Raw genomic sequence first — 24,412 nt, forward strand, 5'->3', positions numbered from 1 at the left:
TTTTTATTAAATCGCCCTCATTTTTTTGGCAAAACCCTTAGCTGCAAGCTGAATAAAGACAACAAAAAACATGACAGAATTAAAAGACAAAGTAACCATTGGACTAAGATTAGCATCAATGTTGGTCGACCATTTTGCAATGACTTTCATAATGATGTTTATCATTATGCCAGGATTTGTTGTAAGTATGTTTGACGCATTTAACTTAGACCATGAACCAAGCTCATTCGGATTTGGCGGAATGTCATTTCTATTTGCTTTTGGATTTTCCGCGTACTTTAACAAGGACATATTTAATGGACGAAGTCCTGCAAAGAGAATTCTAAAAATGCAGGTCATTGATAACAAAACAGGACAAGCAGCAAACCCTTTAAAATGTTTAGTTCGTAATTTGACCATCCCACTATGGCCACTTGAAGTAATCTTTGTCCTAATTGACCCCAAAAAACGACTTGGTGACAGAATTGCAGGAACAAGAATTGATTATATTGAAAATCCAGAAAAGATAAAATTGGATTGGTCCAAATTCACAATTGCGTTGTTGATTGCTATTATTTTCTCAATTCTTATTTCACTTCCTTTTGCATTAATGAATTCAAAATTGGAAACTGATAAAATCTCATATGTCGAGAATACATTTGATCAAACGAAAAGTGTTCAGACCAACAACCTATTTGAAACTAAACTCGATGGATTGATAAGAGAAGCTGACTTTAAAGTTTATAAGCAAATTGAGAATGACGATAGGAAATATGTTGCAGGGATTCTATATTTCAACAATCGACGTGACTATGACAACTTTAAGGAATCTGAAATGAGAATCTCTGAATTGTTGAATTCCGAATTTTCACCTGACCACCATGTTTGTTTCTTGAAGTTTGTTTACAAAGAACCAGGAAGCATGAGTACAAGACAAAAACTATATGACTCGAGAAAAGAAAAAAACAGAAAAGCCAGCAGTTAACATTGTATAATAATAGCCGAGACAGCAGTAAATTCAACGATTGTATCCTGCTTCAACTTTTCTGTAACCCGTCAGAAAATTACCACGCAATTGGCTACTATTCTTATACTCAACCTTAGGGGGCATTTTGATAGCGTCTTTTACTAAAGAAACTCCAATAACAGACAACTATGAATTCCAAACAACTATTCTTTCTAATTATTATCCCATTTTTTTTTAGTTGTAATCAAAAAGCAAGCAACCCGATTGATGAACTAAAATCAATAGGAAAAAGAATGAAAGAAAATAATTGTATTGAATATTCATACAAAATCGAAAAATATAGAAGTTATTCAGGACAAGCTCCTACCAGGAATGGAAAAATCTACTTTGAAAAAAACCTGGAAGACTCAATAATTGGGATGAATTTTTACAACAAGCAAGCTCCTTTCGTAACCTTTTACGGTGGAGATTGCCATGTTACAATGCGAAAAGCAGATAGTACTGCCCATAGAGCACCACTCGTCCACTTTAAAAATGGGCACGGAGTAAGTCTTCCTTTCTTAGAAATGTCATATTGCGCTATTCAATTGTTCTTATCCAAACCCGACATTGAATTACAAATTGATTCATTAGTGAAAAATGATACTATTTTTAATAATCAAGCCTGTACTTATTACTCTTTTTGGGCAAATGAAAAGTTTATTGATACACACAAAGCCTTTGATAAGTATAACAAAAAAGTAGAATTGATTATTAACAACAACTCCTTACCATTATACTATTCCCAGTATAAACCAATTATGCGTAACAAGAATCTTGACTATCATTTCACCGAAGCATTTTTCAGTAATTATTCTCTTGAAAGTAAATATTCTTCTTCACTATTTCGAATGGAAAACATTCCTGAATATTATACCTGGGATATGTATAAATCTGTGAGAAAAACTTTAGCTAATGGTCAAGCTGCCCCAGATTGGACTTTACCACAATTAGACGGAGATTCCATAACTTTATCAGATTTAAAAGGGAAATATGTTCTTTTAGATTTTTGGTTCATTGGATGCGGAGCTTGTATTAAGTCAATTCCAACATTAAATGAAATTCAAAATTCCTATCGAAAACATAATCTAGAAGTCATTGGTATAAGTACAGACTTGAAGAACCCCGAAAAAATTAAAGAATATTGCGCAAAAAGAGGCATGCTTTATCGAAACTTATTCAACGGTAACTCAATTAGTAAAAAATACAAAATCAATGCTGCCCCCATCTTCTATCTGATTGACAAGAAAGGAACAATCGTATACACTCAGATTGGTCATGACAGCAAAAAATTAAAGGAAAATATCGCTAAACAATTGAATAAAACGGCCCCTAACCGCGGGTCATAGCGCATGATGCAGTTCGGCTCGTCTGGATGCGGAAGTGAGAATTTAAACGAAAGAACCATAAACAACAGACCTGCGGGGGAAGACAGCACGACGCCATACCCGCGGAACATTAGCAATAATTATGAAACGAATTACATTTTTACTTTTATTAATAGCGAATTCGACATTTGCCCAATTCCATTTTTCAGATCTACAATATGTAGATATTGAATCAAGCTATCTTAATGGGAAGTTTGGTTTTAATAAAACATCAGAATTTCAACTCATAAATAAATTATGCGATGACTCCATGGACTGTTTTAAGTATTACGACCCTACTACTATTATTGGTTATTGGCCTATAAATGACAAAACGAAAATTGAGCTTCACTACACCGAAGCCCCAAGCGATGATCCAACTTTTATAGCTATTTACAAAGGCAAAGTAATACTGGAAGAATCAGGATCTACATTACATTTTAAGGGGAATACCCTATACATAGAAGGCAACGCCAACTCCTATTTTGATAAAAAAAGAAAATTTCAGTTTGTAAATAATTCCTATCAAGAAGTCACTCAACCCTTCTACTACATCGGATTAAAAGGGAATCTCAATTATCCAATCCAAATATACAAGACTGAACAATTCAAAGAAAAACTAGCATATCTACCAAAAGATTATAAAATTGAAGTTTTAATGGGTAAAACCGGAGGAGAATATGATGATTTAGAAAAGGTTCTAATTAAAACTGAATTTGGTTTAATTGGTTGGTTAAACTTTAAAGATATAGCTTTTGAAAGACCTATGGTCGATGGACTATATTTTCACGGAGATTAATAAACCATTGCCAAGAAAAATTAAAATTAAAGGGCGGTGATGCTCCCCCCATTAGCTATCGGGAGCCCTCTATTTTGCAAAAAGCTAACCCATAATTATTAATTATAAAATGAAAGCATTTTTCATATTCGTATTGGTTGTTATTTCAAATGGGTTGGTTTATAGTCAAACCAATGATAAAACATTTAATTTAGTTCGGGATATTGGAAATTTCTCTGAATTAATGACTGAGTTCGACACAATAGTTGTTAATGCAGATTTCAGTATATGCGATGGAGAACATTTTGAAAAAGACATAATAACTAAACAAAACGATAGTGTTTTCATAGAAGTGTATATAGAAAATGACTCCAAGGGAAAATTACGATACGAAAAACGTTTATACAGATATAACAAATCTGACACATTGAATTTTGAGACTCTATATTCAAAATTACAAAAACATACTATCCCGAATAAAAATGCATCATTAAGGTTTGAAATAGTTCACAATAAAAGAGATACTCTAAAGCTCTATTCGTATGGATTAGTGGACGTCTTAAGGATATCAAGCTATTTGACTAAAATTAAAGATCAAATATATTTTGACAAGGATTATTATAAGCCAATACAAATTCCTCCTAAACCTAAAGGACTATCCGAACTTGAAAAATTGGATTCTTTAACACGTGTTGAACTAGAAATGGAATTACAACGAATGATAGATGAATAGAAAATAACAGTTGCAAACAAAAGCTAAACTTCATGGGCAGTGAAGCTCACACATTAGCTATCGGGAGTCCTCAAAATTTTAGCAAAACCGTTCCCTACAATAATGAAAATGAAAAATCTAATTGTCACCATATTCATACTTCTTCCTTTTTTTAGTTTTTCTCAAAAAGTGAATGAGAATCTTATTGGCGATTGGGTTTCATTAGAAACTAGATATATTTTGTCATTTACCAATTCGACTATTGGATTCCTTGATTGGGGAGAATTTCAAGAATGTTATACTAAGTCTGACACAATTTTCTTTGAATCACCAGATATTATTAAAAAAGATTATTCATATCTGGATAGTATCGAAAGAAAACCTGTGGTTAAAAGAACTGTGGTCACTGGCATAGAAGTTTTAGGAGGTTATAAAATCAATGGTGACAGTCTAACTATTAATGTGATAAATGATAATTTATTCTTTGATTTAAAGCTTCATAAATTTAAAAAATTAGAAGCGAAGAATTCAATTGATTTCGATTCAATTTTTATTGAATCTTCCTGGTGTATGGGCCTTTCCCCATCCATGGAAATTAAAATTCTATCTAATAGAGATTTCTATTTTAAAGGTAAGATGTACACAGAAAAGTTAGGCAATTACAAAGGAAGATTAAGTGACGATTTACATCGTCTTGTCAGTGATAAAATAAGGCAACTTGATTTTAACTCTTACGATTCAGCTTATTTTGCTGGACATACAGATGGTCAAACAAGAAATCTAATATTATATCATAATGGAAATCGGGAACGAATTCAAATATATGGACATGAGGCAGAACCATTAGAGCTAAATGTTTTCTTTCATTATTTAACTGAATTGTACAAAAATATAAACTTGAAAGAATTGAATTTTGAGCTTGAATTTGAAGAAATGGAACGATTATACCCTAAACCGCCTCCGCCACTATCTAAGGAGATGTTAGATTTAATTGAAGATTTTGATGAAGAATAAATTACTGTTGGCAACAAATGTTAAAATGAATGGACGGTGATCCCTGACAAGTTAATGTAACAAAAAACAGTATACGGCAATTTTAAAAAACCAAACAATGAGAATTTCACCTTTTAAATTACTGGCATTATTCGTTCCAATATTTTTACTTTCATGCAATACAAATGATAAAGAATCTGAATTGAAAATGGTGAACATTGCTGACTTGAATGGAAAATTCCAAGTGAAACTCCCCGAAAGTTGGAAAAAGGAATTTAATACCACGGGATTTTCTTCAGGGATAATTTCGTCTGACACAACTACAGAATTAAAAAATACAGTGATTATTAATATTAATTGGAATCAAGACACTGTTTATATCAATCCTAATCTGGAGCAAACACTTGACTCTCTTAATGCAACAATTGGACTTAAAACACATATACGAAAAAGTGGAAAAATTGGTAATTATCGGACAAGTTTTAATTTTAGTTCTGGTTATGACCTAAGTGAAAAAATGAAGCAGAATCAGTACTTGTATATCCTAAAAGGAGATTCTATCACAGGACACATATTAATGACAGCAACAGTTTTTGGAGATTCGATTCAGGCTGAACAATCGGAATTAATTGCAGAAATAGTGAAGACCATAAAAATGAACAAATAACATCCGCTAACAAACGTTAAAATTTATGGGCGGTGATACTCCCCCCGCTGCAGCTCGAGTCCTCTCGCGTAGATAAAAAGCATACCAACACTATAAATAAAAAAGATTTAAGTAAGTTTAAGAAACTTATGCGCATTGGGCTTGTACAGTTATTTAGAGCAAGTAAATCAAAACGGTTCTTTTTATACCGAAGCTGTAAGCATTGCTTCAGCACCTTACAAAGTATTATTTATAAATAGAAAAAATAAATGATGAAGAAGATATTCATATTTACATTAATCGGATCAATAACAATGGGAATTTTCAGTTTTAAGGGAAAGGAAACGGTAAAGCCAATGCTCGGAATGATACTTTTAGAGGAAGCAAACTCAATACAGATGGATAAAGTAGTACGTGAATTGAAAGAAAGCTGGAAATTAACACTTCGTGAAATGGAATCGGCTAAAGAAACATCGATTCTTGTAATTGATGGTTATCGAATTGCGATTGCAAATATGCCTGTGCCAATTCCTGGTGATGAGATAAAAGCAGCTGCTGAATACAATTACTTCTGGCAAAATGGTGTTGAAGAAGCAAGCAAGCATAAAGAACATGTAATTTTATCGATTATGAATGCCGGCAAAGATAATGTAAAGGAAAACATTCTATTTAATCAGGTTGCAGCTGCAATTTTAAATCATAGTAAAGCACTTGGAGTTTATATAGGTGGTCGCACATTATTACTAAAGAAAGACTTTTACTTGGCAAATACAGAGATGATGTCGGAACAAGATTTGCCACTCTATAACTGGATTTATTTTGGACTAAGGCAAGAAAAAGGGAAACAATCGATTTACACTTACGGATTGGCAGATTTCAATAAACCTGAGATGGAAATCGTGAATTCCAACAAATCAATGGCAGAGCTGAGTGAAATAATGTTCAATATGGCACATTATGTAGTTGCTTCTGATGTGATTCTAAAAGATGGTGAAACCATAGGTATGTCTGCCACTCAAAAACTTGAAATATCCTATTCCAAAGGAAAATATTTAGACGGTAAAACATTGAAAATTAAATATTAATTTCTCTCCCGTGGTAAAACGCACCCCTCCTATTTAAACCAGTTCTTAATTTTCACCTCACTGGCTTCTATCATTAAATAATATGTAAATTTAGCTGGCTTTATTTCCCTGCTGGTTTGTGAAAACAAACAGTTCAATCAAGTTCAAAACAAGGCAAAACCCAGAGCTGTAATTTCTTATTTGATCACACAATGATGGTATGACAAAGCGAATTTTAATAACAATCTTTTTTCAGATCATTCTATTCCATGCATTTTCTCAATCATTTTGTAACAAGAAGCATGTTTATGGCTTGCTATCAGACTTTTACTATTTACAAATTCTGCCTGAACAAAACTACAAACTTCGAGTTGGTATGTATTCCAATTTACATTTCCTTGGCGAAACAGAGATAAAACAGGATACTTTAGAATTAAGTAAGCTTAATCGATCATACGGTGCAGTCAGGAAGATGTCAAAATATCAGATTAAAGATTCGCTTTTAATACCGGTAGCTTACAAGAATAAACTGCCATTCTCCAGGAAAATGAGTAGAGATTCAAGCATATGCAAGTCTTATTTTCAATCCGATGGTCATGTATATTATGAGTTGATCTTTAGGTCAGATTCCAGTTTTGTATACAGGACAGGTTCCGACATAACCCGAAATGTTACCAAAGGCAAGTGGACTCAAAACGGAAATGAGATTAGCCTTCACCCTGAGAATTCAGACCATCTTTTGTATTGGATTTGTACCAATAATAAGTTGATTGAAATTGATAATTATTTGGTAGGAAGAACATATGACAAGGAGAATGAGACAACTGAATTTCAATATCTAAGAGGACTTAAGCCTAGAGTGAACAAATAACAACAAGAACAAACCAATATCAATAAACACAAATGAAAACTGCCCCAATACTACAAGATGGAATGAATATGAAAATATTCAAGAAATACGCAATCATTCTTATCATTCTGGAAATATTAACAAGGTGGGGAATCATAGCAATATTCAGACTTTTTCAAGACTTTTATGAATTTGATAATCTAGCATATCAAAACGGGTTATATAATTTGTTATATGGATACTCAATCTTCACGCTTAATCTTGTTATTGGAATTATTCTACTCTTCGACCTTAAGCTGAAAAGCCTTTGGACCTGGATTATTTTTGCCTGGACATTATTGAATCCGTGGACTAGCATACTTTTCTTTTTGTTATGGGGAAGTTTTGAGATGAAATTAACAGCCTCACAAAAAAGCGAACATTAAAATGAAAAAAACACTATCTATATTATTGATATTAACCTCATTTAGCATTCACTGCCATGCCAAAATTAATTTAGGAATTAAACTTCTTTCACAGAATAAGCGTGCAATTAAAATATTAATCACAGCTACGAATACAAGTGAAAAAGACAGTATCCTATTTTACACACCTAATAAAGAAGATATTTGCATGTCGCTTTTATCTGTTTACTTTATTGAACAGGAAACCAAAAAAATTCATGAATATTTCCCTTGTAGCTGGATTACCGACCTTGATCATATCAATATAGTAAAGGCTAATTCAACATTGCTTCATCCAGGACAATCATACGAATTTGAACTAAACATGAAACGAAAAGACATATCTCCATTTTTAAAAAAGAATAAATATGATATTGAAGTAAGTCTATCCTATAACTATGCTAATTTTGTTTCCCAACTGAAACATGAAATATTCAAAGGGGATCTAAAATCAAATATAATAGTAATATCGAATTGAAAGAATAAACATGCACAAGAGATTATTTATTATATCAATACTGCTATTTTTTGGAAGCTCTATTTTTTCTCAATCATACTACTATTCAGATTCTACAATGATTGAAGGAAATAAGTTTATCGCAAGTTTTGACACCACATCTGCAAAAGTTATAGTAGAACGAAATCAAAGCATACTTAAAATTGACCAATTGGTAACAAGCCCTGATTTTGAATTTATTGACTTTGACAGTGACTCAATACCAGAATTGGTTTTTTATTGCATAGGATGTAAAGCCGAAGTTTTAACAATATTCGATTACGATTCAATTAATCAGAGTTTTAAGCTCATTAAAAACATAGAAGATTTCCCTGCTCCAAAAAATATTGAAAAAACCAACTTATACTATTCTTATTCACCTACCGGATGTGCAGATCAGAATTGGGAATCAAAACTGTTTCGAATTGAAAACTTTAAAACAGAACTTATAGGCTTGCTCAGAGTAGAGGCTTGTCCGGATAATGATAAAAACACAGCCTTTACGATTGATATTTTTAAACCAGATAATTCTAATGATTTGACTTTTGTGGAAGCACTGCCCCTCGATACAATAAACACATACAATGAAAACAAATGGGGATTTATAAAATCTTATTGGGAAAATCAGTATAAAGCTTTTACAAATAATACTCCCCGCTAGCGCTTGAGTCCTCTCTTGTAGTTTTAACAAATAAAAAACATAGACCAATAATCGAAAATATAATGGATAAGATTTTAAGCATCATTTTAATCATATTTGCAGTTATTACCCTTGGTGTAGTTGGGACATTTTACTTTTCATTTGGCGATCATAAAGAATTAAAAAAAATTAAGAATCCTGTTCATGGTGAAAAAATCTATTTAATGAAGGTAAGTTGGGGATTGGATGATTGCAGAATGGCAATTGGTCTAAATAGAAAATTTCACGGAGGATTTGCCAATGATTTTGATGATAAATATCTTCTGGATTATGGAGAGCATTTCTTTTATAAATTTTCTAATGACTCCTTAATAATTTATGGTTCTGAATTTGATGGACCCAAGCTTAATGAATTTAAAACTCCTATCGTATTCATAAGTCTCGAAAACCCGGCCTTCATCGAACTCGGAGAAAATGAAACCTATAAAACAAAAGGCTTGGCAGTTTTTCCAAAATCTGTTATTGAAAGATTTGAGTACAATGACAAGAGAAATAAAAAATAAAGATCGAAAACTGAGAAAATCCAATATGATAAAATCAAAGCCAAATATTGGCTCAATAATAATTTTACTTATAGGCTGCATTGGCATGTCTGTTTTAAGCTACAAGCTAGTATCTACATCACTTAGTGCCGACTATCCTCAATTGACTGGTTTAATTTTAGGTGCATTTTTTGGCCTATTTGCAATTCTTTGCATCATTGCTTTACTCTCTTACGATCTAATTACCATCGATAAGGAGTACGTGACCATTAAGTCAGTACTAGGCTTTCAAAAGAAGAAAATTCACCTAAGGAATATTAGGGCATACAACGAAATCAAAAAGAGGACAAAACATACCAGTTGGACCGATCTTACCATTTTTTATGATGACAAAAAGCTTAAAATTACCTCTTCAATGTTCTCAAATTATTCTGAGGTAAAAAGCAGGTTGACCAGGGGGAAGAGACGAGATGTCATTTCTGTAAAGCACTGGCATAGGAGATCAGATTTGTATTATGGTATTGGATTCATAGCACTTGGGCTGCTTATGTTTGTTTTTTTTACAAATATTTACCCAAACAAAAATGAAAATATCCTCGAGCATGAATTGTCAATTATTCAGGGAACTGTAGATCATGTAACACTTGACAGGTCGGCCAAAGGAAAGAGATCTGTGAGATTGGGCCTAAAGCAACATCCTAAATTTATCTTTTCTCTTTCAGGCATTAATTTCGATGCAAGTGAGGTAGAAAAACTCTTGGCTGAAGTAAAACAAAATGACAAAATAGAACTCAAAATCCTTTCAGAAGTAAATGAAAAAAAACTATTGAAGACCACAGCTCTAAGTTTTTGGGATAAGACAATTAACTACAAAACAATTGACATTTACGATTTAAGAGACCATAAGAATACCTATTTGGATATTAATCATTACAACAAGCTTAGGAGACAAAATGCATCATCCTGGGCACGTAATATTTTGATAGTGGTTTCATTCTTAATTCTGACTTATGGGCTTTATTTATTACTTAAAGCGAAAAGACCAATTACAATGAACAATGAGTAATGAGTAATGAATAATGTGTAATTAATAATAGCAGATACCAGAAACTTGTGGCTGTATACTGACTTCTTTTCTCCCCTAGCCGGAGGGGCACTCACTTTTTGGCTTAAGCCCGATTACAATGAATAATGAGTAATGAACAATTAACAATTGCAGCTACCAGAAACTTGTGACTTGCAGCTTGTTGCTTGTAACTGATTACTGATTGTTGATTGTTGATAGCTAACTTCTATTCTCCTCCAGCCGGAGAGGCTCTTACTTTTTGGCTTAAGCCCAAAAAGTAAGCAAAAAACCCAAGGCGAACTGAAAATTGCAATTTGATTCTTAAAATGCTTAAGTGCGGCCGGGTGATCTTTAAGCAAGCTTGCAGCTTCCCGGTCTTACTAAAGCCTTTCTTCGAATAAAATCACAATTGTCAGAATGCCGGACAGCGACTTTTGAGGACAGCTGAATTAATAATGAGTTATTAGTAATTAACAATTGCAGCTACCAGCAACTTGTAACTTGCAGATTGTAGCTTGTTGCTGATTACTGATCGCTGTAAACTTCTCTCCTATTTAAACCAGTTCTTAATTTTCAGTACATTGGCTTCGATAATTAAATAATATGTAAATTTATTTGGAATGGTGCCTGGCGGGTTTGTGTGGAGTTAATTGTAAGACTGTAGATGAATCATTAAAATATCAGACCAATGAAATTATTTGCGAAGTGTTCAGACTGTAATAGTGAAATAAAAATAAAGACATTTTTAATTTCCAACCGAATTGAACTGGCGAAATCGAAAGGCGAAGAGTTCGAACAAAGATGCACCCACTGTGGCCATAGAAATGAAATCTATGTTGACGAAGTAATTGCAGAAAAGAACGACAGCTTAATTTTTATTGTTGGTGGTATTTCTTTTTTGCTGGCAATTGCATTAACTTACTTTTTTTGGCACTATGGCTACATTGCTGCAGTATCATTTGCCATTCCATTACTGCTTAGTACTACTATTAGTCAGAACCAACGTAATAGTGTGAACTTGTTTAATGGCATGTATTTCAACTCAAAAAAACGACTCGAGCGACTGAAAAGTAAATCATCAGTAAATTGATTAGGAATAGGTGTACAAGTGGCTTTGATACAATAAGCTTCTAATTTTAGCAAGATTCTTAATTCGCAACATAAAAACGACATCAAAATGAGACTATTCATCTTAAGTTTTTTTGTTTTAAGCTTTTCAATTGGTTATGCTCAGAATAACTGCAAAAAAAGATATGAAAAGGAAGACTACGTTCCCAAAAGTTAAAATGAGGCTGTTTCTTATCTTAATTGTGTATTGTCAACAAATGTAGGATATCCAGTAGGCACAATTTGTTTGATTTTAGATATTGTTGTCTATACAGTAGGAATCGTTCTTTTGATTATTGGAATTAAAAATAAAAAAGTCTCCTGACTTTTCTCAAAAACTAAAATCTTGATGATCTATTTTAACATCATATTGATTGTACTTGAAATTCTTGTAAGCATCTGTTTTTTCTATTCCCCAATGGGCCGCTTGACTTTTGGGTACGGATTGGGAGATGTCTTCTACTTGTTATGTTTTAACTTTGCTCTTTTAACTCACTTAATTTGGGTGATTGCTCTCAAAATAAAAGGCTCACAAGCAAATACATACAGAAATCCTTTTATCATTTACACAATTATTTTGCTTTGGGTATTATATAACGTGTCCTTTGGAAGGGGACCAGAATTTCCATGGAATAATGAAATATTTATAAGCTTTTAAAGCTCCGAAAATCTGTGAATTGTGTCTTATTGAGCGCTGATCGCTGTAAGCTGTATGCTGTTCGCTTCTTCCCTATTTAAACCAGTTCTTAATTTTCAGCCAAGTGCAACATTTTAAAATTATGCCTGTCATTAACAGAAATAGATGAATTATGAGATATAAATTATTTATTTTCCCCATCGTATTTTTATTGTTCTCTTGCTTGAAAGCACAAGAAAAGACAGTAAATGTATCATTTCTAACTGGCACTCCTAAAATTGATGGAGTATTAGATAAGCATTTAGATTACCTGCCTAAAAATGAATTTCAGCACTTTTGGCAATTCGATAATCCTGTAACAAAAAAAGTTCCTGTAAGTTATAAACTTGCCTACACTCCTACTCACTTCTATTTATACATCGAAACAGAAACGGATAGCATAAATTATAGAAACAGAGGCTTTCAAAATGGAGATGGATTTAAACTATTGTTTGCAAAACCCCAGCAAGATTCCTTAAGCAGCGAATTTTACGACCTGTTTTTTTCTCCTACAAAAAAGGATAAATATTGGGCAAGGCAAATCATATGGACCTATAATGTAAAAAACAGACCCAAAAGGTTTAGCAAGGAAACCAAATTTGAATACAAAGAACAAAATGGGAAATGTGGATTTGAATTGCTGCTTTCCTGGAAGAATATATCACCCTATCATCCGTGGATGCTGAAACATATTGGATTCAATTTATATTTTGCCAAAGCAATTGGCGATACCATAACCAATGGATATGCTGTGGTTAATGATGGTGGAATTTGGGATGAAGGCGTTAAAAGAAAATTTGCCCCACTACAATTTGAAAAGCCCAAAAAGATTCAAAATGATATTCTCGTTGCCAAAAGATTACATGGAAATTTAGAAAAGGAAGATTCATTACTTGTTAAAAGCAGTTCAATATCCACCGCAGCAAGAAAAAAGCAGATCGAGCTCATTATTTTAGACAATAAATGTAATGCTGCTTATAAAAATACATTCACCATATCTTCAAGCAACAAGTTGAAAACAGATCTTAACCGATTTGCTCTAAATCATCTAAAACCCGGAAATTATAAGGTCATTTTAAAACATGAAAGTGATACACTTTCCAATAGCCTAATTACACTTTTGCCGCAGGTAGACATTGAAAAAATAAATCAATCTTTACTTCAAAACAAATCCAAGCTGTCTATAGGAACTGTTAACACTTTAATGTTCAAGTTAAAGCAGTTGGAACAGGAAAAAATTGATCTAAAATCCTATGAAACGGGAGATCAGTACCTCATCAATTTAAATCACTTTTTAAAGGAGTATAATCTTTTTTCAAGGGGAATCAATCCCTATGATACGATTAGGAAACCATACCGAAGAGCTTTTAAATCCAAGTACGATCAAACATATCAGCCTTATACCATCAAGCTTCCAGCTGATTATAGCAAGCATAAAAAATACCCATTGATTGTATTCCTGCACGGCAGCGGTGTGGATGAGCAGAAAATTTTAGATAAATCCAGAAGCAATGGAAAATTCATTGAATTGGCTCCTTTTGCAAGAGATATGTTTAATTGCTATACATCCGATAGTTCACAAAAAGATATTTTGGAAGCAATAAAGGATGTAAGCATGAATTTTAATGTTGATACTTCAAAAATAATTATTGCTGGCTTTTCAATGGGAGCTTATGGAGCACTCAGAACATTTTACGAAAACCCCAAGCTATATAAAGGAGTTGCTGTATTTGCAGGTCATCCCTATTTGGCAAGCAATTGGTTAGACGACGAACACCCTAATTTTTTAGAACAAGAATATTTACAAGTATTTACCAACAAACCTGTATTTATATTCCACGGAGAAAAGGATGGATCATTACCCGTAAAATTAATCGAAGAAATGGCTAAAGAATTACAAAAAGCAGGAGCAAAAGTAAGCTTGAGAATCGATAAAGAAAAAGGACACGAATACCCGGCTAAAACTACGATTGAAAAATATTATCATTGGTTAGATAAAACAATTGATGAATAGAATGCTTGCTTTGCTTGAACCTGGCTACCGCGTGAGTCCTAACGCGTGGTGAAAGCTACCACTATTAATTGTCGCAAGTTTGTGACTTGTATCAATTAATAATTAACAATGAGTAATGAACAATTGCAGCTACCAGAAACTTGTGACTTGCAGCTTGTTGCTGATTACTGTTTGTTGATTGCTAACTTCTTTTCTCCTCTAGCCGGAGAGGCTCTCACTTTTTGGCTTAAGCCCAAAAAGTAAGCAAAAAACCCAAGGCGAACTGAAAATTGCAATTTGATTCTTGAAATGCTTAAGTGCGGCTGGGTGATCTTTAAGCAAGCTTTCAGCTTCCCTGTCTTACTAAAGCCTTTCTTCGAATAAAATCACAATTGTCAGAATGCCGGAAAGCGACTTTTGAGGACAGCTGAATTAATAATGAGTTATTAGTAATGAACAATTAACAATTGCAGCTACCAGAAACTTGTGACTTGCAGCTTGTTGCTGATTACTGATCGCTGTAAGCTTCTCTCCTATTTAAACCAGTTCTTAATTTTCAGCACATTGGCTTATATAATTATATAATATGTAAATTTAGTTGGCTTTATTGTCTACCTGGAGTGTGGCGGTTGTATTAATCTCGCTAGCTATTGAAAGGGCGTATGTTTTAGTAAGCTCTTCAAAATTCATTAAAAAATTATCAATGAAAATAAAAACTGTTCTGATTCTATTTCTAATGCTAAGCCTGCAAGTAAAAGGGCAAAAAGAAACCAATATTACAGGAAAGGTAATTGATCAGAAAACACAAGAATCCTTGCCATATGCAACTGTTATCTATCAAAATAAATCCATAGGGACCATTACCGATTTAAATGGCAATTTTACCCTTTCCATAACTGATGCAAGCGAAACAGACAGTATCTTCATTTCATATATGGGCTATGAAAGCATCAAAACAGTGATCGCAGAATGCAGCAAAACCAATCAGTTCGAATTAAAGCCAAATATCAACAAGCTAAATGAAGTTATCGTTACATCTAAGAAGTTTAAACTCAAAAAATTCATTGAAGAAGTAATTGGTGCTTACAATAAAAACAAAAGAGAAAAAGCACACATTGCAATTGCTCATTATCGGGAAAAAGCAAAAGAAGACAATCGCTATGTAATGTATATGGAAAGTATTGGATACTCGGTATATGCAGGCACACAAGCAAATGCAGCACCCCTTTCCAACTACAAATTCTTCAATGAAAATACCCGGTGCCACGTGAGTCATCCGAAATGGATGAAATACAATGAACACAGAGATGCCCATAATGGACAGAATGTGATACCAGCTGGAGGTTCAAACCTGAATATGTTTCGCTATTTTGAAATCAATGGATTGTTATCAAACAATGAATCTAAAAAATACAAATACCAAATAGATTCCAGCTATTACATTCAGAATAATCCGATTTATTGCATCCGTTTCAATGGTAGCATTGCACAAGGAAGCTTACATGTTAACGCAGAGAGCAAACAGATTCTAAAAATTGAGTGCTCAACTTCAAAATACTGGAGTACTGCATTTCATAAAAGAGTTGATGCGCAAATTAAGATCCAGTTCAATTATTTCGAGAAGACGCCATTCCTTTCAAAAATAACAGCCACATACGAACATGAAAAATTGGAGTACCAAAATCATCTTGAGGTATTAATTCAAAAATTCAACGATTTTGAACTCAATAAAGAGGAGTATTGGAGCATGAATGCATACGAACAGAATCCATATATCGAATACATTCCTACAGCCTGGGAAACCAACATCATTGAGCCCGACAATGATTACAGCAAAATCGCAGCAGACTTGGGCTTAAACACAACATCACTGGAAAAACATTTTACCGATTATTCTGGTCGTTGGTTCTTTTCAAATGTAACAAGAAACGAATTGGCTGTGTCTAAAATTAAACAGCTAAAAAAGAACTTTTAAAGACCAACTAAAATGACCGATCCCATCAACCGGTATTTATCAGCTTTTCTTGATTTAGGCATAACAGTTAATGTAATAATGGCTCCAGCAAGCTTTCTTTTATATGAGTATGCTCCCCAGTTTTTCCGACAAGGATTTTGGTACATAGCCATCTTTGCCTGGACCATTGTGTATATGAAAGATGTTTGGAATGGATCAAGTATTTTTAAAAAGCTTTTTGGATTAAAAATCGTTGATTTCAAAACAAATGAAACTGCCCTACCCTATAAATCTGTAGTTCGAAATACAACTTTACTTCTATTCTTACCAATTGAAATGCTATGGCTTTTTGTTAATCCTTCACGAAAATTAGGAGATTTACTTGCGGGTACAAAGGTTGTTGAAACAGAAAAATTATCTTTTCGAAAATCATTTAAAAATCTATCCGCAGCTAAAAACACGCATAACATATGGCTTCTTGGGGCAGCCACACTAATTATAGTTACTATCGAAATGTGGCTCTATATGTCATTTATCCTCAGCTTTCATCTTTAAATTGTAATTGCTTTAAGATCATAATTGTGAGAGTCCCCACAACTCCCGCTAGTCTGTAAATTGTGGCAGAATGCTGAATACTGTGCGCTTCTTTCCTATTTAAACCAGTTCTTAATTCTCAACACATTGGTTTCTATCATTAAATAATATGTAAATTTATTTGCTCTGGTTGAATGCTAGGTTTGATACAATTGACTTCAAATTATAAGGCACTCCTTAGACACCTCAACAAGAAGTTTAATTATGAGACTAATTTTAATACTAAACATTTTACTTCTTCCCCTTTATTCATTTGGGCAAAAAGACGATATTTTAAGCACCTGGACCAATGGTTACGAGTTCTATTCTGCCAGCAGATATCAGGATAGCTTAATTTTATGCACAGGTGGCAACCTGCACGAGGGAGGATATATGTTCGCATTAAGGCAGATAGATACTTCCTTTTTTCAGTTTACTGATTGTCCTTTTGAAGACTTCCACCCGAGTATTGGCAATAAGTTCGAAACAGTAAACTTATCCATTATAAATGGTCAGAAGGTTCTTATTATTAATAGCAAAGCAGGAATTGTTCGAGAAGTATTGATTGAGCTAAATAGTTCCCTGGAAGAATTAATCATACAGAATAAGGTGAATTATGAATTGTCTGGGAAATATGTCGACGATGAATTGAAGCATTATGGATTCTATCCAAACAAACAAAGTGCCTATGGTTTTGATTCTACCGAAATCTACAAGTTTGAATACGAATTTGATATACCAGCCAACTATATCACATTTGAGAGTGGTCAAACTTATTATTATGAGCAAACAGAAAAGGGATTGGATATCTATGGTGCATCTTGTAATGAAAATGATTATTGGACCAAAGGAGACAAAATAAAATCACTGAGAAGGGTTGAATATTTTCATACTACAAACAATAAAAATCTATTTGGAAATTACCCTTTTGCATCTACTACCATTCTATTGCCAAGCATATTAGAAAAATTTAGCAAGGTAGAATTAAGAATTATGCGCAATGAAATATTCGCCCGACATGCTTATATTTTCAAATCCAATAAGATGAAAAGCCATTTTACATCTCAAGATTGGTACCAAGGCAAAGCTGAAAACGTAAACAGCAAATTAAGTGACTTAGAGAAACTAAATATTAAATTAATTAGCTGGGCAGAAAGAAATCGATGATAATTCATCTGCTGCCACAAATCTAAGCAAAAACCACACGAAAGAATTCGTGAAGTAGTCTTTGACACATCAATAGTGAACAATTTGAAGCACATAAAATTATGAAAGAGACAAAACTGACATTCCTGTTTTTATTTATTGTTCTGCTTACATCAGGACAAGTAAAAAAGAAGTCTACTTTAATGACCAATGGATTGGATAATAGGCTGAGTGGAGAATGGATTAATACCACACTTGTAGATTCAACAGTAGTGAAAAAACAGCTCAATCCATATATTTTTCAATTTTATGGCGACTTGAGATTATCAATATCCACAAGTGATCATGTCAATTTGTATGGTAATATGGATGGTGCTGAAAGTTTATTGGAACGAATTGATTCAAAAACTTTTTCTATTCCAGACCGTTTTGACAATCCAAAGTTTGAGTACCAGGAAGAAAGAGACTTAATCATACAAAATCCAGAATCTAAATTTCCTATTATTTACAGAAGAATTAAAAAGAGCGATCCACTGCATATTATCCAATCAGAAGAAAAGTTTAGTAAATATTTTATTCACCTGTTTTTTAAAGACTTTAAGCTTGATGAAAACGAGGAAATAACAGATTTATGGATTGGTTTTGATACTTATTTCCCCTTTGATTTTGATGCGATTGGAATCAAAAAAAAATCGGGTGAAGTACAGTATTATGCATGGAAAATAGAGAATCATACATTGTACTTATACGAGACTAAAACAAGTTATGATGAAGAATCGGGCTTTTCTAATTATCACATGGGTAAATTGAGTAGAACAATCAAAAAAAGGATGGCAAATAATGCAAAAGCAGATAGACTTCGTTTTTAGATTGGCTCTTTTGAGTGGTCGAAATTTTATGGATTGTACAGCTCAATGAGCAATTAACACTTAACAATTGCAGCTACCAAATACTTGAGGCTTATAACTTGCAGCTTGAGGCTGATTAAAACAAACAAGCCACTCACATTTTACTGCAAGTGGCTTGTTTATTTTATAATAGAAACGAGCGGAAGGCTCGCTCTTGTATTCTAAGATGAAGTTCTAGTTGGCCAAATGTTCGAAACCTTTTTCCTTTAACCACTCTTTGTTAAAGATTTTGCTCAGGTATTTAAAACCACTATCCGGTAGTACGGTTACAATCTTTGCAGGACCTTCCATTCTCTTTGCAACTTCCAGTGCCGCCCAAACATTACCACCGCTCGAACCACCTACCATTAGGCCTTCCTCACGGGCTAGTCGCTGTACCATTTCAATGGCATTCTCATCGTTAAATTCAATGGCTTCGTCAACAAGGTCGAAATCCATGGTAGCGCAGATTTTAGTCTTACCCGCTCCCTCTACATGAAAGGACTTGATATAAGACAAATAATCCTCTTTGCCCTCGAAGTAAGGTTTGTAAACAGAGCCAGCAGGATCTGCCAACACCACTTTTACATTCGAATCGTTTTCTTTTAATCGTCTTGCAACACCCGAAATGGTTCCACCAGTCGATGCTGAAGCAACAAAGGCATCAATCTTACCATCCATTTGGTCCCAGATCTCTTTACCCAAACTCATGTAATGGGCTTCCGGATTGTAAATATTGTTGTATTGGTCTACGTGATAGTAATCTGGACTTTCGGCTGCCTTTAGGGCTGGGAATTTTCCGTATGTCAGCTCTGGCTTCACAATCACTTCTGCACCGTACGATTTAATAATTGCAATCTTTTCTTCACTGCATTTATCCGGAACAAAAATGATCGATTTCAATCCCATGCTGGATGCAATCATGGCAACAGAGGCACCTGTATTCCCGGAACTTCCCTCAACAAGTGTGGTATTCTTATTAATTTTCCCTTCTTCAATACCTTTCTGAACCATATAAGCAATAATACGGTCTTTTGTACTTCCGGTAGGATTCATGAATTCCAGTTTTGCATAGATCTCCACTCCTGGTTTTGGATCAAGTGTCTTTAGATGCACCAAATTGGTTTGTCCAATAAGGCCCAATGCTTCAATTTTTGACATAACTATTCTTTACCTTTTTAATAATAATCTGTAAAAATAGCATATACAGCATAATAAACCAGTACTTATTTAAAAAATAAGGATGCTATAGAATACAAGTGGAAAATATAGAATCAATCCAAATACAGATAGGGTTACTGCTGGCGCGAGTTTGTAACTCTTGCCCAATTAACAATGATCGATTAGCAATGATCAATTAACAATGATCAATTAACAATTGTTGGCAGCCAGTTGCTTGAAGCTTAGAGCTTGTGGCTTGAGGCTGATTGCTTTTCTCCTCTAGCCGGAGGGGCTCTCATTTTTTGGCTTAAGCCCAAATATCAATGAATAATTAATAATGAGTAATAATCAATTAACAATTGCAGGTAGTCAGGTACTTGAAGCTTAAAACTTGTGGCTTGAGGCTGATTGCTTTTCTCCTCCAGCCGGAGGGGCTCTCACTTTTTGGCTTAAGCCCAAATATCAATGAATAATTAATAATGAGTAATTAACAAATCACAGGCAGTCAGATACTTGAAGCTGATTGCCTTTCTCTTCTCCCCCCAAACCCTGCAATAAAAAACATTTGACTAATTTTATGGAAACTTTTGGCAATTGCTTTTATAAGGCAAATTAACCGACATTACAACCATAGTCGATACAATCATCACATGAAAGAAAAAAGAACAAACGTCTATTTTTACGTTCCCAGGCAAGTAACTATTCTTGATTTAACTGGGGTTGTGCAAGTATTCGAAGAGGCCATAAATTTGGGTTTCAATTATGAATTACAGTTTATCGGCAGTCACTCCAATATAAAAAGTTCTTCTGGCATTGAGCTTTCGGCCTTAAAAGACTTTAGGCAAACAGATACAAGTAAAAATGATATTGTCTTTATTTTTGGCCCAAGCACACGTAAAATAAAGAATTCTGAAGAAGACAAAACTTTTTACGACTGGTTGCTAAAAACCAAGGCTATTGGAGCTACAATTTGCAGCGTATGTAGTGGCGCTTTTCTTTTAGCAGAATCGGGACTTTTAAATAATAAACAATGCACCATACATTGGGATTTAATTCAAAGAATGAAAACTGATTTTCCACATGTAAGCATAGACGAGAATACTTTATTTACCAAGTCTGATAACATATATACTTGTGCCGGAGTGGTAACAGGAATTGATTTGGCTTTATTTTTAATTGAAGAAAGGCATGGAAAGCAAGTTGCCACAGAAGTTGCAAAAGAATTGGTCGTTTATAAAAGAAGACTTGCAACAGACGAACAGGTAAGTGTATATGTACAAAACAGAAACCATAGGGATGAAAAAATTCATGCTGTGCAAGATTGGATGATCCAAAACCTGGATAAATCTTCCACAATTGAAGAATTGGCAGACATGGTTTTTGTTAGTCCTCGAAATTTAACTCGCACCTTTAAAAAACAAACAGGCATTACAATAGCTGAATACCGAACAAAATTACGGGTTGAAAAAGCAAAAAGCCTGCTAAGCTATTCCGATTATAAAGTAGAACACATTGCCAATTTATGTGGCTACAAAACTTCAAAGCAATTGCGAATGGTCCTTGAAAAACACCTGGAAGCCTTGCCTGGCGAAATTAAAAACAAACTGTCCTAAAACGACTATTCTTTGTCCTTTTCTCATCATTTCACACGAAATATCTTTGTGATACGATTTAAACAGATAAATGATGAGCTTACAAACATTGAATTTTAAAAGCATTTTTGCACTATTAGCACTCTATATAGGATGGGGCTCTACATACATGGCCATTGCTCTTGCCTTAGAATGTTTTCCACCTTTTATGTTGGCAGGCATCCGATTCATTCTGGCGGGTCTGATTTTCTTTCTATGGTCTTTATGGAAGGGCATTCAATTTCCGAAGAGAGAAGAAATGCTAAAGATCTGTTTGGCAGGTTTCCTTTTACTCTTTCTTGGCTCGGGTTCTGTTGTATGGGTAGAGCAATATCTTAGCTCAGGTCTTACTTCAATTGTATGGGCATCCTTACCCATCTGGCTGGTGGCAATGGATAGAAAAAGATGGAAATTCTACCTGTCTAATCTCAAACTGATCTCTGGACTACTGCTTGGTCTTCTGGGTGTGATACTGCTCTTTGCAGACAAAGAGCTAATTCGGGTGATCGAAAACGGCACATTATTAGCTTTTATGATCGCCATTTTCGGGGTAGTTTGCTTTGCTTTTGGTTCGCTCTATTCAAAAAACATATCCTGTAAAAGTACTACCATTTTTATTGTAGCAGTTCAAATGATCTTCGTGGGTGTGCTCTCGCTAATCATCAGTTTATCACTTGGAGAAAAATTCATATCCCATCCTGGCAGTTCAATCCTGAATTCAATCCTGGGATTGCTCTATCTAATCATTGTTGGTTCGCTAATAGCCTATTTCTCCTACCTATGGCTTTTGAATGTACTGCCACCAACCACAGTTGGAACCTACACATATGTCAACCCGGCAATTGCAATCCTTCTTGGATGGTGGCTCTTAAATGAAAATATTACAAATCCTAAAATCCTTGCGTTGATCCTTATTTTTATTGGTGTATTTATGGTAAATTATTACAAAACCAAAATACCAAAGGGAAAACCAGGTCAATTAGAATACAAGAATCACATTTGCACAAAATGATTAATAATCGATAATGAAATAAGTCAGACCATGAAATTTAAACAAATCGTAATCATAGACAAAACTGGCCTGCAAGACTGGGCAATAGAAAAGTTAAGTAAGTTATCGGAAAATCCGATTAAGATTTATGATGATGTACCAGGTTCAGAAGAAGAGGCTGCCATACGAATAGAAGAGGCAGACTGTGTTTTTGTTTCCTGGAGTACTCAATTGACTGCAAAAGTTCTAAGCAATGCAAAAAACCTAAAATATGTAGGCATGTGCTGCAGCTTGTATAACAAGGAATCGGCTAATGTTGATATTGATTTCGCCAACAATCACGCTATCACTGTAAAAGGCATTAGAGATTATGGCGACGAAGGACTTGTTGAATACGTTATCTCTGAATTAATTAGATTGATAAAGGGAATTGGAGAAAAACAATGGAAAAAAGATGCTGTTGAGTTGACGGGAAGAAAAATCGGAATTATTGGCATGGGGGCAACAGGAAAAATGTTGGCTGATAGATTGCAGGCATTTGGAGCTAAGCTATACTATTACAACAGAAGTAGAAAGCCACAGGCCGAAAAGGATGGAATTAAATACCTGCCCTTGAACGAACTCTTAGAATCAACAGAAATCATCTCGCTTCATTTGCCCAAAAACACGAACATTTTAGGTGAACGCGAATTTAAACAATTTGGGAAGGGCAAGATTCTAATCAACACATCGCTTGGACTTACATTCGATAAATCTGCTTTCGACAAATGGATTTCAGCCCCATCGAATTATGGAATTTTTGATGGAGATGGAATGGGCACCTTCAGGGATGAATTCGACCAATTGGAAAATATTATATCCTCAGAAGTTGTATCTGGCTGGACAATAGAAGCACAGGAACGACTCTCAAAGAAGGTCTTGGATCATGTCATCGAATTTATCGGAAATAAGGAAAACAATTTGTAATTAATAATTAGTAATGATCAATCATAAATTACTGGCGGCCAGCTGCTTGAAGCATAGAGCTTGTGGCTTGAGGCTGATTGCTTTTCTCCTCCAGCCGGAGAGGCTCTCACTTTTTGGCTTAAGCCCAAAAAGTAAGCAAAAAACCCAAGGCGAACTGAAAATTGCAATTTGATTCTTGAAATGCTTAAGTGCGGCCGGGTGATCTTCAAGCAAGCTTTCAGCTTCCCTGTCTTACTAAAGCCTTTCTTCGAATAAAATCACAATTGTCAGAATGCCGGACAGCGACTTTTGAGGTTCCACCCCACTACCGCAAGTCTGCGGCTTGTGGCTGAATGAAAACATGAAGACATTAAGGATAACCAGCAATGAAAAGCCTGTTACACGAAAGAAATTACAGGAAAGAATAAATCTTACCGCACTTCGTTTCCTGCCTTAGCCAGGGGTTTTAATCACCTCTTCAACAAAATTTATCCATCAATTGATTTTAAAGAATAAAGCCAAAATATTAATTATATTTATTGCACATTACATGCCATATACGGATGTAATGTGCAATGCACCTTATAGGATAAATAAATACGACATTGTGTTTATACATACGTTGGCAACCATTTGATGAAGAATGAGAATAGTTTATTTCATATTAGCAATTATCTTTTTAATCTCATGTGAGAATAAAAAAGTTAGATATTCTGGTCTAAATGACTTGGTTGTAGGTGTTCAACAAGTTATTTTGTATGAAAGT

General features: G+C 34.2%; 22 protein-coding genes. 21 read left to right on the top strand and 1 reads right to left on the bottom strand.

Going from position 1 to position 24,412, the window contains the following annotated elements:
* Window positions 1-70 precede the first annotated feature (70 nt).
* The 18 genes from ELS83_RS19645 to ELS83_RS19730 all read left to right on the top strand — a co-directional run bounded on the left by ELS83_RS19645 (window position 71) and on the right by ELS83_RS19730 (window position 18,900).
* A complete protein-coding gene (locus ELS83_RS19645; protein WP_171597255.1) occupies window positions 71-964 on the top strand; it encodes an RDD family protein in 894 nt (297 codons plus the stop codon).
* Window positions 965-1,134: 170 nt separating this feature from the next.
* The gene (locus ELS83_RS19650) at window positions 1,135-2,334 is read left to right on the top strand and encodes a TlpA family protein disulfide reductase (RefSeq protein ID WP_171597256.1); all 1,200 of its coding nucleotides are present in this window, start codon (window positions 1,135-1,137) and stop codon (window positions 2,332-2,334) included.
* 121 nt (window positions 2,335-2,455) lie between these two features.
* A complete protein-coding gene (locus ELS83_RS19655) occupies window positions 2,456-3,151 on the top strand; it encodes a hypothetical protein (RefSeq protein ID WP_171597257.1) in 696 nt (231 codons plus the stop codon).
* Between the two features lie 109 nt (window positions 3,152-3,260).
* Window positions 3,261-3,863 carry a hypothetical protein gene (locus ELS83_RS19660; RefSeq protein WP_171597258.1) on the top strand — a complete coding sequence of 201 codons (603 nt, stop codon included), beginning with the start codon at window positions 3,261-3,263 and terminating at the stop codon, window positions 3,861-3,863.
* Between the two features lie 108 nt (window positions 3,864-3,971).
* Window positions 3,972-4,856: a DUF6438 domain-containing protein gene (locus tag ELS83_RS19665; RefSeq protein WP_171597259.1), complete on the top strand. Its 885-nt coding sequence runs from the start codon at window positions 3,972-3,974 to the stop codon at window positions 4,854-4,856.
* Window positions 4,857-4,953: 97 nt separating this feature from the next.
* A complete protein-coding gene (locus tag ELS83_RS19670; RefSeq protein ID WP_171597260.1) occupies window positions 4,954-5,502 on the top strand; it encodes a hypothetical protein in 549 nt (182 codons plus the stop codon).
* 251 nt (window positions 5,503-5,753) lie between these two features.
* On the top strand, window positions 5,754-6,566 hold the full coding sequence (locus tag ELS83_RS19675) for a DUF4261 domain-containing protein (RefSeq protein WP_216616707.1): 813 nt from the start codon (window positions 5,754-5,756) through the stop codon (window positions 6,564-6,566).
* A gap of 199 nt (window positions 6,567-6,765) precedes the next feature.
* Window positions 6,766-7,416: a hypothetical protein gene (locus tag ELS83_RS19680; protein ID WP_171597261.1), complete on the top strand. Its 651-nt coding sequence runs from the start codon at window positions 6,766-6,768 to the stop codon at window positions 7,414-7,416.
* A gap of 405 nt (window positions 7,417-7,821) precedes the next feature.
* Window positions 7,822-8,316 carry a hypothetical protein gene (locus ELS83_RS19685; protein ID WP_171597262.1) on the top strand — a complete coding sequence of 165 codons (495 nt, stop codon included), beginning with the start codon at window positions 7,822-7,824 and terminating at the stop codon, window positions 8,314-8,316.
* A gap of 97 nt (window positions 8,317-8,413) precedes the next feature.
* On the top strand, window positions 8,414-8,995 hold the full coding sequence (locus ELS83_RS19690) for a hypothetical protein (RefSeq protein ID WP_171597263.1): 582 nt from the start codon (window positions 8,414-8,416) through the stop codon (window positions 8,993-8,995).
* 62 nt (window positions 8,996-9,057) lie between these two features.
* Window positions 9,058-9,537, top strand: a complete 480-nt coding sequence (locus ELS83_RS19695; protein ID WP_171597264.1) for a hypothetical protein — start codon at window positions 9,058-9,060, stop codon at window positions 9,535-9,537.
* Window positions 9,515-10,582, top strand: coding sequence for a hypothetical protein (locus ELS83_RS19700; protein ID WP_171597265.1), 1,068 nt, complete (start codon window positions 9,515-9,517; stop codon window positions 10,580-10,582). The genes ELS83_RS19695 and ELS83_RS19700 overlap by 23 nt, the downstream gene beginning before the upstream one ends.
* A gap of 688 nt (window positions 10,583-11,270) precedes the next feature.
* Window positions 11,271-11,672: a hypothetical protein gene (locus tag ELS83_RS19705; protein ID WP_171597266.1), complete on the top strand. Its 402-nt coding sequence runs from the start codon at window positions 11,271-11,273 to the stop codon at window positions 11,670-11,672.
* An 826-nt stretch (window positions 11,673-12,498) separates the two neighbouring features.
* Complete coding sequence (locus ELS83_RS19710; protein ID WP_171597267.1) at window positions 12,499-14,379, top strand: carboxylesterase family protein; 1,881 nt, start codon at window positions 12,499-12,501, stop codon at window positions 14,377-14,379.
* Between the two features lie 682 nt (window positions 14,380-15,061).
* Complete coding sequence (locus ELS83_RS19715) at window positions 15,062-16,333, top strand: carboxypeptidase-like regulatory domain-containing protein (protein WP_171597268.1); 1,272 nt, start codon at window positions 15,062-15,064, stop codon at window positions 16,331-16,333.
* Window positions 16,334-16,345: 12 nt separating this feature from the next.
* On the top strand, window positions 16,346-16,867 hold the full coding sequence (locus tag ELS83_RS19720; RefSeq protein WP_171597269.1) for an RDD family protein: 522 nt from the start codon (window positions 16,346-16,348) through the stop codon (window positions 16,865-16,867).
* A 243-nt stretch (window positions 16,868-17,110) separates the two neighbouring features.
* On the top strand, window positions 17,111-18,052 hold the full coding sequence (locus tag ELS83_RS19725) for a YARHG domain-containing protein (RefSeq protein WP_171597270.1): 942 nt from the start codon (window positions 17,111-17,113) through the stop codon (window positions 18,050-18,052).
* A gap of 101 nt (window positions 18,053-18,153) precedes the next feature.
* A complete protein-coding gene (locus ELS83_RS19730; protein ID WP_171597271.1) occupies window positions 18,154-18,900 on the top strand; it encodes a hypothetical protein in 747 nt (248 codons plus the stop codon).
* 213 nt (window positions 18,901-19,113) lie between these two features.
* Here the strand turns inward: ELS83_RS19730 and ELS83_RS19735 are convergent, their stop codons facing one another.
* Entirely contained in the window at window positions 19,114-20,079 is a 966-nt protein-coding gene (locus ELS83_RS19735; protein ID WP_171597272.1) for a PLP-dependent cysteine synthase family protein, read from the bottom strand.
* A 650-nt stretch (window positions 20,080-20,729) separates the two neighbouring features.
* Here ELS83_RS19735 and ELS83_RS19740 point away from each other — a divergent pair.
* From ELS83_RS19740 to ELS83_RS19750, 3 genes are all read left to right on the top strand, one after another.
* Window positions 20,730-21,692 (top strand): GlxA family transcriptional regulator, encoded by a 963-nt coding sequence (locus ELS83_RS19740; RefSeq protein WP_171597273.1) that lies wholly within the window; start codon window positions 20,730-20,732, stop codon window positions 21,690-21,692.
* A 73-nt stretch (window positions 21,693-21,765) separates the two neighbouring features.
* A complete protein-coding gene (locus tag ELS83_RS19745; protein ID WP_171597274.1) occupies window positions 21,766-22,722 on the top strand; it encodes an EamA family transporter in 957 nt (318 codons plus the stop codon).
* Window positions 22,723-22,752: 30 nt separating this feature from the next.
* Window positions 22,753-23,667: an NAD(P)-dependent oxidoreductase gene (locus ELS83_RS19750; protein WP_171597275.1), complete on the top strand. Its 915-nt coding sequence runs from the start codon at window positions 22,753-22,755 to the stop codon at window positions 23,665-23,667.
* Window positions 23,668-24,412 lie beyond the last annotated feature (745 nt).

Origin of the sequence: Marinifilum caeruleilacunae (assembly GCF_013141825.1) — a bacterium.
Taxonomy (GTDB): domain Bacteria; phylum Bacteroidota; class Bacteroidia; order Bacteroidales; family Marinifilaceae; genus Marinifilum; species Marinifilum caeruleilacunae.